Here is a 14,744-nt window from a genome sequence, read left to right on the forward strand (position 1 = left end):
TAATCCCGGGACTAACTCGATCCGGGCCCCTCCACGACCTGCATGCGCCTACTGCGAACACTCTAATTTTACGGCTGACCCGGGCAAAAAGCGCCGGGCTCTGGATGGCGACGGAGGCACGACGTGAGTTCCGGTTGGCGGCTCCCGCAGGCGCCTCCCGGGGGAGCGGGTTGCGCCGTGGCACGATAGAAGGCGATGAAACTGCGTGCTGATCAGACCGGAAACCGTGGCCTGCCTATGCCTTTGTGGCTCCAAGGCGCACTCGAATCGGCCCAAGCCGCTTTCATTTCCTCGCTCGTGGTGATCCTGCCCCTCCTGGGCGTCTGGGCCACGGACGGATTCCAGAACCGCAGCATCGATTTCCTGGCTCGCTTGGCGGGACAGACCTGGCTGCTGGTCAACGGTGTTCCGCTGCAGCTTGCCACGGTCAACATCGGGACAGCTGGACTGCCGGGGTCGGGTGTGCTTTCGCTCATTCCGCTCGGCTTGACCTTGGTGCCGTTCCTCCTGGCCTGGCGCGCGGGCCGGCGACTGGCCCGCGCCTCCTATTCCGATCAACTCTGGCAGGCGTTCCTCGGAGCCGGACTGACTTACGCTGCGTTCGGTGCGGCCACCGGGTTCATCTGCCGCACCCAGGATGTGGTCATCAATGTGTGGCTCGCGGCGTTGATACCCCTCATCCCTTTCTGCCTGGGCATGGTGGTTGGCGCCCGGCGGGAGTCAGGCTCCTGGAGCCGGCTTATCGGCGTGGACGCTGTGGACTGGCTTGCGCGAACCAGCCAACATTCCCGCTGGGCCGGCTCCTATTTCGGCTCCGCCCTCAAGGCCGGGTTCGTTGCCATCATGGCGGCCCTGGCGCTTTCGGCACTACTGCTCACAGTCGACATCCTGGTGCACTGGACGGACATCATCGCCGTTTATGAAGGCCTGAAAGCCGGCGCGCTCGGGGGCGGAGTCCTCACGATCGCCCAACTCGGATACTTGCCCAACCTGGTCGTATTCACCCTGGCGTGGGCGTCCGGTTCCGGATTTTCCCTCGGCGTCGGTTCACACGCCGGGCCGCTGGGCACCGCCGTCGGGCCTTTGCCCGCCATCCCCGTCTTTGGCGCGCTGCCCACCGGCCAGCTCGATTTTGGCGCCGCGGCGCTCGCGCTGCCTGTCATGGCGGGCCTGCTCGCGGGCTGGTGGTTCCTGCGCGAGGGAGAGAACCACTTCGACGAGTGGCTCTCCATCAAGATCAAGGCGCGCTGGTTCACGGCACCTGTTTCCACGGTGTTCCTCGGAGCGCTCGTCGGAGCTGCGGCAGGCGCGATGGCCGGAGTGTTCGCATGGCTGGCGCGCGGTTCGGCCGGTATCGGCCGACTGACCGAGATCGGTCCCGACCCGCTATGGACGGCGGTGTGGGTCGCCGCGGAAGTCGGTATCGGCGTCGTGATCGGCTATTCCGTTGGTCCCTGGCTTGAGCGGCGCCAGAAGCTGCGCGAAGCGGACCTTGACGTTCCCGCGTACGACGGCGAGCGCAGCTAAGCGGCGCACCGCACCTTTCGCGTGTGGGCTAGCCGCGTGTGGGCTAGCGGAGTTCGGACGGGACGGAGTTCTGGAAGTCCACGAGGCATGAATCCTGGGCCTGGAGCGTCAGGGCACCCCGTGAGCAGTCCTGGAAGGTCTGGATTTCGCGGAAGAAGAAGGCCGTGGTCAGGATCAGCAGGCCCATGATGACCGTGACTGCCAGGCCCGAGATGGTGCCGAACAGCAGGAGACGCGACTGCTTGAAGCGCACCGCGCGGACAAGGACCACGATTCCCAGGACCACGGCGATGACGGCGATGACGGCGCTGAGCCACACGTAGCTGATGTTGAGAAGGTAAACGAAGACCGAGCCAAGCACCGAGAGAAGGAACGCCCGGAAAATGGTCCGTGTCACGGCAAGCGCCGATTTGGCAGCCTCGCTTTGCGGATGGTGCTGCGGGCTTGGTCCAACGCTTGAATTCATGTTTTCCAGCCTACGCGAGCCGCCCATAAGCTAGTGCAATGCGCATTGTTGTCCTCGTCTCCGGCACCGGTTCCAATCTCCAAGCAGTCATCGACGCCGTGAAGGCAGGCGAACTGGACGTCGAGATCGCCGCAGTGGGCGCCGACAGGCCCGGCACCTACGGCGTCGAACGCTCGGCCGAGGCCGGGCTGGATACCTTCGTGGTGAATTTCAAGGACTACGCCGACAGGGCCGAATGGAACTCCGCGCTCACGAAGGCTGTTGCCGGATATGAACCGGACGTTGTTGTCTCATCCGGGTTCATGCGGATCGTGAGCCCTGAATTCATCGACGCATTCGATGGCAAATACCTTAATACCCACCCCGCTTTGCTCCCGGCTTTCCCCGGCGCGCACGGGGTCCGCGACGCCATGGCCTACGGGGTCAAGGTCACGGGATGCACTGTGCACTGGGCCGACGCCGGGGTGGACACCGGGCCGATCATCGCCCAGGAAGCCGTCGAGATCCTGCCGGAAGACACCGAAGACACCCTCCACGAACGCATCAAGGTAGTGGAGCGCAGGCTCTTGGTCCGGACGTTGGCGGAGCTGGCAGCGGGAAAGCGCGTTTAGGCTCCCGATCTCCGCCACGTCCCAGCCAGCGGCCCCTACCGTCGGGCCTCGATTGCCTTTCGCAAGAAACCGCCGGCATCATCCAGGGCGCTTTTGGCTTGCCCCGGCTCAACCCCGGTCAGTACCACCAGGATCGCCGCCTTGACCGAACCGCCCACGGAATCCAAGGCCCGGATGGCCGTCTCGGCGTCGACGCCCGTGGCATGTTGGACAGTCCGCTGGGCTCGCGCGAGGAGTTTGTCGTTGGTGGCGCGCAGGTCCACCATGAGGTTTCCGTAGGTCTTTCCAAGCTTGACCATGGTGAGGGTGCTGATCATGTTGAGGACGAGCTTTTGCGCCGTGCCCGCCTTGAGCCGCGTGGAGCCAGCCACGAACTCCGGGCCGACAACAACGTCGATCGCCACGTCCGCCAACTTGCTGATGGGGGAGTCGTGGTTGCAGGCCAGTGAAGCGGTGAACGCTCCCCGGCTGCGGGCTTCCTCGAGGGCGCCAATCACGTAGGGAGTCCGTCCTGACGCCGAAATCCCGACGACGGCGTCCGCTTCCGTAACTTCGATGTCGTGCAGGTCCCTGGCCCCGGCCGTCGCGTTGTCCTCGGCGTATTCCACCGGTTTCTGGATGGCTTGGGGACCACCGGCGATAATCCCGACAACGAGGCCCGGGGGAGTACCGAACGTGGGCGGGCATTCGCTCGCGTCGAGGACGCCGAGCCGCCCGGCCGTCCCGGCTCCTACGTAGAGCAAACGGCCTCCTCGCGCGAGGCGTTCCGCGACGGCGTCGACCACCGCGGCGATCTGCCCACTCGCTTGTTCCACGGCCTCCGGAACACCGCGGTTCTGCTCGTTCATGGCGGCGACGAGCTGGGACGTGGCCATCGTGTCCAGATCGCTGAGGGTCGGGGAAGCCATTTCGGTTTGCAGGCCCGCGAGTTCGGTGCGGAGATCCCCGAGCCTGTCACTATTGGCAGAAGGGACCGGGGTTGCGTCAGATTGTTCGGTCACGGTGGATGTACCTTTCCTGAAGGAGCCCGCGGCGATCCGCTGCGAGGGCGGCCCCGTCCATTCCGTCGCCGAGCGCCGCAACCACCTCAATCCCAGCCGAAGCAAGGGCGTTCTGCAAGAGCCGGGCGAAGAACTCTGATTTCATCACTCCGCCGAGCAACGCAACATGGCGGGTCCCTCCGCATGCCAGGGAAACCGTGCGGACCAGGAGGGAGCACGCTTCCGCCAGGATGGAACGCGCGACGGCGTCACCCGCCTCCGCTTCCTGAAGCACTTCGGGCGTGAATCGGCCCATCGTCCGCGACGGGTTGTCGGATCCCGCGAGCCACGCTGGAAGATGGGCCGCGGAACCAGCCAGCGCGGAAGCCGCCGTGAGCAGGGAAGTGGCCGGGCCGCCGTCGTACGCGTGAAGTGCGGCCTGCAGGCCGGCCTGGCCGATCCACCGCCCGCTGCCGAGGTCGCCCAACAGCGGTCCCCAGCCATCGGCGCGGTGGAGGGTCCCGGCGTCGTCGAAGCGGAAGGCGACGGCTCCCGTGCCCACGATCAGCACAGTTCCGGGCTCTCCGTTCCAGGCGCCAAGCTGCGCGGCCGTGGCGTCGGACAGGACGGCGGCAGGTGCTCCGAACCGTTCGGCGAGTACGACGGCGAGCTCCCGCGACTGCGCCGCGGAAGCCTCCACTCCTGCGACGGCGGCACCGATTCCGCGCAGTGGCGCCGTAGGAAGGCCAGCAGGAAGCATCGCGACCGTATCGACGAGGAGTTCGAGCGCGACGCGCGCCCCGTCGTCCATGCCCAGGCCCGGAAAACCGTGCTGGTCCGCGGACCCCAAGACAGTGCCGTCTTGCCGGAGTTCCACGCGGCACCGGCTTTTGCCAATGTCTGCCACCAAGATTGCGTCTCGGGAATCCATGGCCCCACCCTATGTTGCGGGTGCCGGGATGTCCGGAAACCTGTCGCAAAAAACGAACGTCACCACAACAAGATAAACTTGGCCGTATCCCCAGCAACCGCGCATTTCCCGCGATATAAGACGGAGACTTTTGTGAGCTTGACGCAGCTTGACCGTGTTCCCATCCGCCGTGCACTGATCTCGGTTTACGACAAGACGGGGCTGGAGGAGCTCGCGAAGGGCCTGCATGCCGCAGGAGTCGCGATCGTGTCCACCGGTTCCACGGCGAAGAAGATCGCCGCCGCCGGAATTCCGGTCAAGGAAGTCGAAGAAGTCACCGGTTCCCCGGAGATGTTGGACGGCCGCGTGAAGACTCTGCACCCGCGCGTTCATGGCGGTATCCTGGCCGACCGCCGCGTGCCGGCCCACATGGAGACCTTGGCCAAAATGGAGATCGAGCCTTTCGACCTCGTCGTGGTCAACCTCTACCCGTTCGTCGAGACCGTCCGCTCCGGCGCGGAGCAGGACGACGTCGTCGAGCAGATCGACATCGGAGGTCCCGCGATGGTGCGGTCGGCCGCGAAGAACCACGCCGCTGTCGCGATTGTGGTTGACCCGAACTTCTACGGGGCAGTCGTTGAGGCCGCAGCTGCCGGCGGTTTCGACCTGAAGACGCGTCGCCGCCTCGCGGCGAAGGCTTTCGCCCACACCGCGAGCTACGACACCGCTGTTGCCACCTGGACCGCGAGCCAGTTCCTTGACGAAGATGGCGATGGCCTCATTGACTGGCCCGCGTACGCCGGCTTGGCACTGGAACGCTCCGAGGTCCTGCGTTACGGCGAAAACCCGCACCAGCAGGCGGCCCTGTACGTGGACAAGGCTGCGCCCGCCGGCATCGCCCAGGCCGACCAATTGCATGGCAAGGCCATGAGCTACAACAACTTCGTCGACGCCGATGCCGCATTGCGCGCCGCGTTCGACTTTTCGGAGCCCGCGGTCGCCATCATCAAGCACGCCAACCCCTGCGGCGTTGCTATCGGTTCCGCCGACGCGGCCGACCCCATTGCCGACGCCCATGCCAAGGCCCACGCTTGCGACCCCGTGTCCGCTTTCGGCGGCGTGATCGCGGCGAACAGCATTGTCACGGCTGGAATGGCGCAGACCGTGGCCGGAATCTTTACCGAGGTGGTCATCGCTCCGGGCTTCGAACCCGAGGCCGTCGAGATCCTCTCCAAGAAGAAGAACATCCGTCTCCTCGCCCTCCCGGACGGCTACGGCCGCTACCCGACGGAGATCCGACAGGTTTCGGGCGGCGTGCTGGTCCAGGAATCGGACAAGGTCGACGCCGACGGCGACAACCCCGCCAACTGGACGCTCGCAGCCGGCGAAGCCGCAGACGACGCCACGCTGGCCGACCTCGCTTTCGCATGGACCGCGTGCCGCGCTGCAAAGTCCAACGCCATCCTCCTCGCCAACAATGGCGCAGCGGTGGGCATCGGCATGGGCCAGGTGAACCGCTTGGATTCGTGCAAGTTGGCCGTTGAGCGCGCGAACACCTTGGGCGTTCAGGTGGAGTCCGACGTCGATGGCGCCGGCGGTGCGTCCAATGTCGGCACGACAGAGACAGGCGCGAGCGGCGCCCCCGAGCGCGCCCGCGGTGCCGTTGCGGCTTCCGACGCGTTCTTCCCGTTCGCCGATGGCCTGCAGATCCTGATCGACGCCGGGGTCCGAGCCGTGGTCCAGCCGGGCGGTTCGGTCCGTGACGAGGAAGTGATCGCCGCGGCAAACGCTGCCGGAATCACGATGTACTTCACTGGCGCACGCCACTTCTTCCACTAGGCGGTATTCGCTACAACAAAGAATGGACATGTCCCCTCTTCCCAGGGGACATGTCCATTTTTCGGTGTCAGAAACGGACATATTCGGAATATGTCCGTTTCTCACAGCCAGCGCGGAGCATGTCCAGTGTCCATCCTTAGCGCTGAGCATGCTCCGTGGGGATGAAGCGCCGGGCCAAACTCAGGATTCCGATGCCGCCTTGTAGGCTTCGCGGATGACTGAGCCCCAGTAAGGACCGTAGATCACGGGGGGTCCGCCGGTGTAGCCGTAGCTGGTGATGGAGTTCTGGTAGCAGTCATCGTCCGAGCTGACTATCCAGGGACCGCCCGACGATCCGCCGGTCATATCGCAAGGAATGCCCTGGGCTTTGAATTGCGGGTTGATGGCGTCTTCGGTGGCATCACCTGAACAGCTCTTGAGCGACTGGCCGTCGAACGGCGGGGCGGCCGGGTATCCGTACGCTTTGTAGCTCAGCCCGCGGTCCATATTGAATTCAACCCCCGAAGCGCCTACGACGTCGGCCAGGTGCTTGCCGTTGATGGTCGCCATGACGGCGAAGCCAGTGTCGTAGCGGATATCGCCGGCGGTGCTCCATTGCGCGGTGGTGTATAGGGCCTTTGCGGGCCAAATACCGTAAGGAGCCGTGCCGTTGAGGTAAGCCGGAACGAAGACGAAATTCCGGACGAACGCTCCCGGGCCTTCATTGACGCAGTGGCCGGCGGTGGCAACGGTGCTGTCGTTGTCCGACACCACGGCGTTTCCGGAACATACGTAGTTGAAAGCGCCCATCGAGAAGAAAACTTTGCCGACGTGGTCGATCGGGTCTTCATTCTGGTGCAGGCTCGTACCGCCTCCCTTGGATGTGCCGGCGATCTTCTCCGGTGGACCGGTTTCGACGGCGGTGCTGGCGCTGCTTAGCGCGCCGCGGGCCAGCGCCGGCCCCGCGAGGACGTCGCCGGAAATTGCCGCGCGCATCCGTTCGGGGGTCCAATACGTGGAGGCGTCACCACTAAGTGACGAACTGACGAGCTGCAGCGTCCCAGGCGCCGCGAAGCTCGAAGCTGATCCAACAGGCGCGGCGTACGCCCCTCCAGCGGCGCCGAGGGTCAGAACAGCGAAGGTGATGAGGCTCAGGAGACCGGTGATGGGGAGTGATTTCTTTGTCATGATTGTCCTGCCAATCGCTTGGGGCCATGTGTTGTCGGCCACAGTTTGACGCATCGAACCTACTCCGATTCGGTGTGTTGGTACATAAGGCGCGGTTGTCGATTTGGCGGATGGTCGGGGCATTGCAGTCGCGGTAGGCGTCAATCAGGCGCCCTCAGGTAAGTTAGAGATGTTGAAATCTGCTGACTTTCAGGGAGATGCCCCGCCAATGGCAAAGATTATCTATACCCACACTGACGAAGCGCCGATGCTGGCGACGTACTCGTTCCTGCCGATTGTGGAAGCTTTCGCCTCGACTGCGGGCGTGGAGGTTGAAACTCGCGATATTTCGCTGGCCGGCCGCATCATCGCCGTCTTCGGCGACTACCTGACTGAAGAACAGCGGATCAGCGACGCCCTGGCCGAACTTGGCGAGCTGGCAAAGAAACCTGAAGCGAACATCATCAAGCTTCCCAACATCAGCGCTTCCGTCCCGCAGCTGAAGGCAGCGATCGCCGAGCTCCAGGGCAAGGGCTACGCCCTCCCGGACTACCCGGACAACCCGGCTTCCGACGAGGAGACGGATATCCGCTCCCGCTATGACAAGGTCAAGGGTTCGGCCGTGAACCCGGTCCTGCGTGAAGGCAACTCGGACCGCCGTGCACCGCTTTCGGTGAAGAACTACGCCCGCCAGAACCCGCACTCCATGGGAGCCTGGAGCGCCGACTCCAAAACCAACGTTGCCCACATGACGGCGGACGACTTCCGTTCGAACGAGAAGTCCGTGGTCATCCCCGCCGATGACACCGTCAAGATCCAGATCGTCCGCGAAGACGGCACGGTCAAGGTCCTGAAGCCTGCCTTCCCTGTCCTCGCCGGCGAAGTGTTGGACGGCACCGTGCTGCGCGCGGCCGCCCTCGACGAGTTCCTCGCTGCCCAGGTGGTCCGTGCCAAAGAAGAAGGCGTGCTGTTTTCCGCGCACTTGAAGGCCACCATGATGAAGGTCTCCGACCCCATCATCTTCGGCCACGTCGTCAAGGCGTACTTCTCCGAGCTTTTCGACACCTACGGCAAGCAGATCGCCGCGGCTGGCCTCAGCCCCAACAACGGCCTTGCCTCCATCCTCAACGGCCTTGACGAGCTGCCGGAAGACGTTCGCGAAGGCATCCGCACCGCCATCAAGAAGGGCCTGGAAGAAGGCCCGGCACTTGCCATGGTCGATTCGGACAAGGGCATCACCAACCTGCATGTCCCGAGCGACATCATCGTGGACGCCTCGATGCCGGCGATGATCCGCAGCTCCGGCCACATGTGGGGACCGGACGGTAAGGAAGCGGACACCCTCGCCGTCATTCCGGACAGCTGCTACGCCGACGTCTACCAGGTGGTCATTGAAGACTGCCGCAAGCACGGAGCTTTCGATCCCACCACAATGGGCACCGTTCCGAACGTTGGCTTGATGGCGCAGGCAGCCGAAGAATACGGCAGCCACAACAAGACGTTCGAGGTCGAATACGACGGCACCATCCAGGTAGTCGACTCCTCCGGAACCGTGCTCCTTGAGCACCAGGTTTCTCCCGGTGACATCTGGCGCGCCTGCCAGACCAAGGACGTACCGATCCGCGACTGGGTCAAGCTGGCCGTTACCCGCGCCCGCGCATCGAAGACGCCCGCCGTCTTCTGGCTCGATGAAAGCCGCGCCCACGACGCCCAGCTGATCGCCAAGGTCAAGGAATACCTGAAGGACCACGACACCGAGGGCCTGCAGATCGAAATCATGTCCCCGGCGAAGGCCACCGCGTTCACCTTGGAGCGCATCCGCAAGGGCGAAGACACTATCTCCGTGACCGGAAACGTGCTGCGTGACTACCTCACGGACTTGTTCCCGATCCTCGAACTCGGCACGAGCGCGAAGATGCTTTCCGTTGTTCCCCTGATCAACGGCGGAGGCCTGTTCGAGACCGGTGCGGGTGGTTCGGCTCCCAAGCATGTCCAGCAGTTGCTGCAGGAAAACCACCTGCGCTGGGACAGCCTCGGTGAGTTCCTGGCTTTGGCCGTGAGCTTCGAGCACCTTGCCACCACCACGGGCAACGCTCGCGCCCAGGTCCTCGCCGACACCCTCGATCGGGCGACGGGTACCTTCCTGCTCGACAACAAGTCCCCGAAGCGCCGGGTCGGCGAGATCGACAACCGCGGCAGCCACTACTACCTGGCCAAGTACTGGGCTCAGGAACTGGCAAAGCAGTCTGACGACGCCGAGCTCGCAGCTTCGTTCTCGGCGGTTGCTGAAGCGTTGACCTCCAACGAGGAAACGATCGTCGCCGAGCTCCTCGGAGTCCAGGGTTCGCCCGTCGATATCGGAGGCTACTACCGCCCCGACGCCGCGAAGGCGGAAGCTGTCATGCGCCCTTCGGCAAAGCTCAATGAAGTGGTGGCTTCCCTGAGCTAAGCATTTGGCTTAGCTCAACCGAGATAGTCCACCTGGGTTAAAATCCAGCCAGCCCGCAGCCTTGGCCACCGAAAGGAGGCAAAGGGTGCGGGCTGGTTCTCATTAAGCCGGTGGATGCTGGCTGCGACCCGAGGCCAGGAAGCGGCGCGGTGCTCCGACGCCATCGGCGAGATCGGCAAGCACCCGGCCGATAGCTGGGGTGAACTTGAAGCCATGCCCGGAGAAGCCGGCGCCAACCACCAGCGGACCAAAGCGGTCAAGCACGAAATCTTCGTTTTCGGTGCTTGTGTAGGTGCAGCTGATAGGCGCGGCGGATTCGGCGTCCACCCCGGGAAGCCATTCGCGAACGTAGCGCAGGAGGGCCTCGAACAGGACCGGCTCGGCTGTAAACGTTCGGGCATCCGGGTCCATCACCGGCCCTACGCCGTGCCAGCCCGCCTTGATTCCCTCACCCGGCGTGAGCATCCCGTAAACCGGGCTGTACCAGTAGTCGTCGCGGGGCTCGCCGGGATCCGGTGCGTGGTTGAAGCTCGGCCAGGACAGGGAGCCGTCAATCGCCGTGAAGTGGGCGGGTTGCTCCTGGGTGACTACCAGACGTGGAAGGTGCACCCGTGACCCGATGAGCTTGCTCGTCCACGCGCCGACCGTGATGACCACCCGTTGTGCTGTGATCTCTTGCGTATCGGTGACGACGACGGCGCGGTCCTCGCCGAGGACGCGGATGTCCCGCACCGGCGTCGAGTACTCAAACCTTGCTCCATGTGCCTCGGCCGATGCGCGCAAAGCCCTCAACGCATCGGCGGCCCGGACACGGCCGGCTTCCGGCACGAACAGGACATCGCCGCGGAAGGCCATGCCCTGCCAGCGGTCCTGGGCTTCCTTCGCGGAGATGAAGTAACTGTCGATGCCGCGCAGCTCGTGGGCTGACCTGACCTCCCGGAGCCGGGCGACGTTTCCATGATTGGCCAGGCCAACGAGATCCAGCAACGGTATCCCGGTTTCTTCAGCGAGTGCGTCCCAAAGGTTGCGCGCTTCACTGACGAGGGAAAGGTAATCGTCCTCGGGATAGGCCGTGTTGAAGTTGCGAGTCGCGCCGTGCGAAGCGCCGAGGCGGTGTCCCTCGTCGAACTGTTCGAAGAGGCGGACCGACTTCCCCTTGAGGGAGAGCTGCCATGCGGCGGCCGATCCCATTGCGCCTCCTCCGATAACGACGACGTCAACATCCATTCCCATTCACCTATCCCGTCCGCGGCTTCCGATCGAAGCCCACTGCAGCTTCTATTCTGCCGTCAGGCGTGCCGCCGTTTTGAGCTGCCGGGCTGGCATGGAAGATTGATGGGGTGAAATTCCTCCTTCCTTCACAGACGTCTTCCGCTCGCGGAATCGCGTTCCTCCGGATTGTATTTGGCGGCCTCGTGCTGCTTCACGGGATTCAGAAGGTCCTGGCCGGACAACCAGCCCTTCAGGCAACCATCACCGCGATGGGTGTCGAAAAGGCAGACATGGTGTCCTGGCTTGTCCTCTGGGGCGAAACCGGGCTGGGCGCTCTTCTGGTGCTCGGTGCCCTCTCTCGGGTGGCTGGTTTCCTTGCTGCGCTCATGTACGCCGGGATTTGGTTCGTGACCGAAGCGGGCAAACCTTTGCTTAGTGATCGGCCCGGTATCAACGCCGAGCTGCTCATCCTGTATGTCGCCCTGGCGCTCTCCTTCTCCTTCCTTGGCTCAGGAGCGATGTCCTTGGACCGGAAGCTGTTCTCTGGGAAAGGCCCGCGCAAGGCAGGCCGTTAGGCGAGCCGCCAGCACCCATTACCGCCCGTCCGCACGGCGGCACTCCTGCGGGGGTTCGCCCCGCAGGAGTGCCTGGTTGGGGGCTGTGTCCAGTGCGGTGGAGCAGCCCGGGCCGGTGACTATGCGGGAACAGTAGCCCGGATCTTCCGGCTACCCATCATGGCGATGAGTCCGCCCGTCAACAGTGCAGCCGCGATCAGCAACCACAAACCGTTGAAACCTGTGCTGGCCAAAGCTTGGCTGCCGGTTGAAGAAGCCACAGTCGCGCTCGACTGGCCCGGGCCCGTCATCGTCATGGCGGCAGACGACGGAGCAGCGACCGAAGCGGCAAGCGCTCCCTGAGCCACAACGCCCTGCGTCGCATCGCCCTGTACTTCAACACCCGCATTCGCAGCGGGCGTGGTCACAACCGGCGTGGTGGCAACCGGCGCCGTCGGCAGTCCGAGGCCGAGAGAAGCCGCGCCAAGGACTGTTGCCGGAAGACTTCCGATCAAGTCCAAGGGCGCCGCGATCCCGGCTCCCGAGACGAGGCCGTTCGTGCCCAGCCCGTCGGCGCCGAGCAAGCCCGAGGTCGTGTCGCCGAGGGTGACGGGGAGCACGACGCCGGTGCTTGGCGTGGTGCCGGTGCCGCCCAGCAGGGTGGCGAGGGTAACGGGTACGGCTGCGCCGGTGCCCGTCGTCGTGCCGGTTGCGGTTCCGGTCAGTACGTTGGCGGTGGTGTCGCCGACGGTGACCGGTACTGTCACGCCAGTGCCGGTGGGCGCTGTGGCAGTCCCGTTGAGCACGTTCACAGCTGTGTCGCCGAGGGTGACGGGGGCGGTGACGCCGTTGCCCGTCGTCGTGCCGGTTGCGGTTCCGGTGAGTACGTTGGCGGTGGTGTCGCCGAGGGTGACCGGTACGGTTGCGCCAGTGCCGGTGGGCGCTGTGCCAGTGCCTGTGAGTACGTTGGCGGTGGTGTCGCCGACGGTGACCGGTACCGTCACGCCAGTGCCGACGGGTCCTGTGCCAGTGCCGTTGAGCGCGTTCACAGTCGTGTCGCCAATGGTGACTGGGGCGGTGACGCCGGTGCCCGTCGTCGTGCCGGTTGCGGTTCCGGTGAGTACGTTGGCGGTGGTGTCGCCGACGGTGACCGGTACCGTCACGCCAGTGCCGACGGGTGCTGTGCCAGTGCCGTTGAGCGCGTTCACAGTCGTGTCGCCAATGGTGACTGGGGCGGTGACGCCGGTGCCCGTCGTCGTGCCGGTTGCGGTTCCGGTGAGTACGTTGGCGGTGGTGTCGCCGACGGTGACGGGTACCGTCACGCCAGTGCCGACGGGTGCTGTGCCAGTGCCGTTGAGCGCGGTCACAGTCGTGTCGCCAATGGTGACTGGGGCGGTGACGCCGGTGCCCGTCGTCGTGCCGGTTGCGGTGAGCAGGTTGACCGAAGTGTCACTAGCCGTAACCGGTGCTGCTACAGAGACGGGGGTATTCGATGGAGTGCTGGGTGCCAGCACAGCCAGAGAGGTGGCTCCGACATTAACAGGGACCGATATCGGAGCCACCACCTGGGTTCCCGACGAGACCCCCAGTCCGCCGGAATTTGTCGCCTGGGCTGGAGCCGGGGCGGGTACAGGGGTGGTGGTAGCGACGTTCGAATTTCCAAGCAATCCGAGTGTCGCGGACCCGAGGTTCACCGAGATTGCCGGTGAAGGGGTAGTCGTTGTGCTTTGGGCAGTTGCAGTGGTGTCTGCCGCGTTGGCGGCAGTTGCGCCGAGGGCAATAAGCCCTCCGGCGAAAAGGGTGCCAAGTAACCCTTTCCGGACAATGCTGTGCATTTTTCTCTCCTGAGTGATTTGTTCCGTAGGCGCCTCGGTCCGCGAATACATTGCGCGGGCGCCAGGACTGGCCGTTTGTCACCGTCGCCCTGATGGATTGGCGCGGTGACCTGGCTCGGAACTAGTCAGGAGAGGATCCCGGATCAAAAGACACGGGAGCGGGAAGGTGGTAGCTGGCGGCCGTGGATTCAAGGATCGCGGCCAAGGGATGGAACAGGCTCATGTTTGGAAGCCACGCCGCGGCGGCCCCCGAGGAGTTCCCTGTGATGACCGCCGAACTGTTTCCAGCGACGCCACCGGGGTCTCCGTCAGGATATTTGCCGTCTGACGGAGCCAACGGAGCAGACGCCTCCCCAAAGCTGCTCACAGGAGCCGACGCGGGCCACTGGGCTCCCAAAAACCCAGATGGCCCGACCCGACCTGCGAAACCCATCATCGGAGGAGTAACCGCTGACTCGCCGGCGGGCGGAGTCGTGTCGACCGGCACGGCGGTAACAGGACTGTGGTCGCCCGCTTCGGCTGGAAGGCCGACCGGCTGTGAAACACGAGGAGCCCCGACGCCGGGAACTGTCACCTGGGTCTCCGGAATGGCGTCGGGGAGCTTGGGAAGGCTGTCCACCAGCGGAGTGACGGCCTCGATCGCGGGGCCGGTCACGCCCTGGAGCAGGGTGCCGGCGGGCTCAACTACCGGAGCTGTCACGCTCGAGACAGCCCCGCCAGGGACCACCTTGTTGAGCACCGGCGCGTTGGCGACGAGGTGGTCGACGGCGGGCGGGAGCTTGCTGACGACGACGGCGGGCGCCGGGACTGCTGCGGGCGGTACCGCCGGTTGGTGGGCAGTATGCGCAGGGGCTGAAACCGCCTGCGAAACGATGGCCGGTGCAGCCTCGACAACATGAGTGATGGCGGAATCCACACCATTCACGATCGAATGGTTGTTTGCCGTGCCGGAATCGGCGCTGGCCGCGGTGGATGAGAGGGCCATCCATACAACAGTCCCGGCACCGGCAAGCAGGACGGAGCGGAGAACATGAAGAATGCGACGCTTGCTCCGCATTGCTTCCATCTCGACACCCCCCAGCGCCCGATTGGATTGACGAACACTCCCATCGTAGGACCGGATTAGTTAAATAGTCCAGAAACCCAGATGCCAATTACCGCAACTGTCAAGTAGGCGCGGCGTTGTGACAAGAACGGGACGTCGGTATGGAAGAT

General features: G+C 64.5%; 12 protein-coding genes. 5 read left to right on the forward strand and 7 right to left on the reverse strand.

Annotation, left to right across the window (positions count from 1 at the left end):
- Window positions 1-195 precede the first annotated feature (195 nt).
- Window positions 196-1,527: a DUF6350 family protein gene (locus ABCW42_RS05635; RefSeq protein ID WP_423183929.1), complete on the forward strand. Its 1,332-nt coding sequence runs from the start codon at window positions 196-198 to the stop codon at window positions 1,525-1,527.
- Window positions 1,528-1,570: 43 nt separating this feature from the next.
- Here the strand turns inward: ABCW42_RS05635 and ABCW42_RS05640 are convergent, their stop codons facing one another.
- Entirely contained in the window at window positions 1,571-1,993 is a 423-nt protein-coding gene (locus tag ABCW42_RS05640; protein WP_423183930.1) for a hypothetical protein, read from the reverse strand.
- Window positions 1,994-2,031: 38 nt separating this feature from the next.
- On the opposite strand from ABCW42_RS05640, the gene purN reads away from it, so the two are divergent.
- Window positions 2,032-2,604: a phosphoribosylglycinamide formyltransferase gene (purN, locus tag ABCW42_RS05645; protein ID WP_423183931.1), complete on the forward strand. Its 573-nt coding sequence runs from the start codon at window positions 2,032-2,034 to the stop codon at window positions 2,602-2,604.
- A gap of 35 nt (window positions 2,605-2,639) precedes the next feature.
- Here purN and murQ read toward each other — a convergent pair whose 3' ends face one another.
- Window positions 2,640-3,512 carry an N-acetylmuramic acid 6-phosphate etherase gene (gene murQ / locus ABCW42_RS05650; protein ID WP_423184811.1) on the reverse strand — a complete coding sequence of 291 codons (873 nt, stop codon included), beginning with the start codon at window positions 3,510-3,512 and terminating at the stop codon, window positions 2,640-2,642.
- Between the two features lie 76 nt (window positions 3,513-3,588).
- Window positions 3,589-4,515, reverse strand: a complete 927-nt coding sequence (locus tag ABCW42_RS05655) for an N-acetylglucosamine kinase (RefSeq protein WP_423183932.1) — start codon at window positions 4,513-4,515, stop codon at window positions 3,589-3,591.
- A gap of 132 nt (window positions 4,516-4,647) precedes the next feature.
- On the opposite strand from ABCW42_RS05655, the gene purH reads away from it, so the two are divergent.
- Window positions 4,648-6,333, forward strand: coding sequence for a bifunctional phosphoribosylaminoimidazolecarboxamide formyltransferase/IMP cyclohydrolase (gene purH, locus ABCW42_RS05660; RefSeq protein ID WP_423183933.1), 1,686 nt, complete (start codon window positions 4,648-4,650; stop codon window positions 6,331-6,333).
- 180 nt (window positions 6,334-6,513) lie between these two features.
- Here purH and ABCW42_RS05665 read toward each other — a convergent pair whose 3' ends face one another.
- Window positions 6,514-7,500, reverse strand: coding sequence for a trypsin-like serine peptidase (locus ABCW42_RS05665; protein ID WP_423183934.1), 987 nt, complete (start codon window positions 7,498-7,500; stop codon window positions 6,514-6,516).
- Window positions 7,501-7,708: 208 nt separating this feature from the next.
- Between ABCW42_RS05665 and ABCW42_RS05670 the strand changes: the two genes are divergently transcribed.
- The gene (locus ABCW42_RS05670) at window positions 7,709-9,928 is read left to right on the forward strand and encodes an NADP-dependent isocitrate dehydrogenase (RefSeq protein ID WP_423183935.1); all 2,220 of its coding nucleotides are present in this window, start codon (window positions 7,709-7,711) and stop codon (window positions 9,926-9,928) included.
- A 102-nt stretch (window positions 9,929-10,030) separates the two neighbouring features.
- Here the strand turns inward: ABCW42_RS05670 and ABCW42_RS05675 are convergent, their stop codons facing one another.
- Window positions 10,031-11,155, reverse strand: a complete 1,125-nt coding sequence (locus ABCW42_RS05675) for an FAD-dependent oxidoreductase (protein WP_423184812.1) — start codon at window positions 11,153-11,155, stop codon at window positions 10,031-10,033.
- Between the two features lie 113 nt (window positions 11,156-11,268).
- Here ABCW42_RS05675 and ABCW42_RS05680 point away from each other — a divergent pair, with 113 nt between their 5' ends.
- Entirely contained in the window at window positions 11,269-11,715 is a 447-nt protein-coding gene (locus tag ABCW42_RS05680) for a DoxX family protein (RefSeq protein WP_423183936.1), read from the forward strand.
- 119 nt (window positions 11,716-11,834) lie between these two features.
- Here ABCW42_RS05680 and ABCW42_RS05685 read toward each other — a convergent pair whose 3' ends face one another.
- Window positions 11,835-13,529, reverse strand: a complete 1,695-nt coding sequence (locus ABCW42_RS05685) for a hypothetical protein (RefSeq protein WP_423183937.1) — start codon at window positions 13,527-13,529, stop codon at window positions 11,835-11,837.
- Window positions 13,530-13,650: 121 nt separating this feature from the next.
- Entirely contained in the window at window positions 13,651-14,514 is an 864-nt protein-coding gene (locus tag ABCW42_RS05690) for a hypothetical protein (RefSeq protein ID WP_423183938.1), read from the reverse strand.
- Window positions 14,515-14,744: the final 230 nt, after the last annotated feature.

It is taken from the genome of Arthrobacter sp. NyZ413 (assembly GCF_049390645.1).
GTDB lineage: Bacteria > Actinomycetota > Actinomycetes > Actinomycetales > Micrococcaceae > Arthrobacter.

Excerpts from the sequence above, each read along its gene's own strand:
- ABCW42_RS05635 (WP_423183929.1), top strand. The coding sequence starts at position 196 with ATGAAACTGCGTGCTGATCAGACCGGAAACCGTGGCCTGCCTATGCCT.
- ABCW42_RS05640 (WP_423183930.1), bottom strand. The coding sequence starts at position 1,993 with ATGAATTCAAGCGTTGGACCAAGCCCGCAGCACCATCCGCAAAGCGAG.
- purN (WP_423183931.1), top strand. The coding sequence starts at position 2,032 with ATGCGCATTGTTGTCCTCGTCTCCGGCACCGGTTCCAATCTCCAAGCA.
- murQ (WP_423184811.1), bottom strand. The coding sequence starts at position 3,512 with ATGGCTTCCCCGACCCTCAGCGATCTGGACACGATGGCCACGTCCCAG.
- ABCW42_RS05655 (WP_423183932.1), bottom strand. The coding sequence starts at position 4,515 with ATGGATTCCCGAGACGCAATCTTGGTGGCAGACATTGGCAAAAGCCGG.
- ABCW42_RS05665 (WP_423183934.1), bottom strand. The coding sequence starts at position 7,500 with ATGACAAAGAAATCACTCCCCATCACCGGTCTCCTGAGCCTCATCACC.
- ABCW42_RS05670 (WP_423183935.1), top strand. The coding sequence starts at position 7,709 with ATGGCAAAGATTATCTATACCCACACTGACGAAGCGCCGATGCTGGCG.
- ABCW42_RS05675 (WP_423184812.1), bottom strand. The coding sequence starts at position 11,155 with ATGGATGTTGACGTCGTCGTTATCGGAGGAGGCGCAATGGGATCGGCC.
- ABCW42_RS05685 (WP_423183937.1), bottom strand. The coding sequence starts at position 13,529 with ATGCACAGCATTGTCCGGAAAGGGTTACTTGGCACCCTTTTCGCCGGA.
- ABCW42_RS05690 (WP_423183938.1), bottom strand. The coding sequence starts at position 14,514 with ATGGCCCTCTCATCCACCGCGGCCAGCGCCGATTCCGGCACGGCAAAC.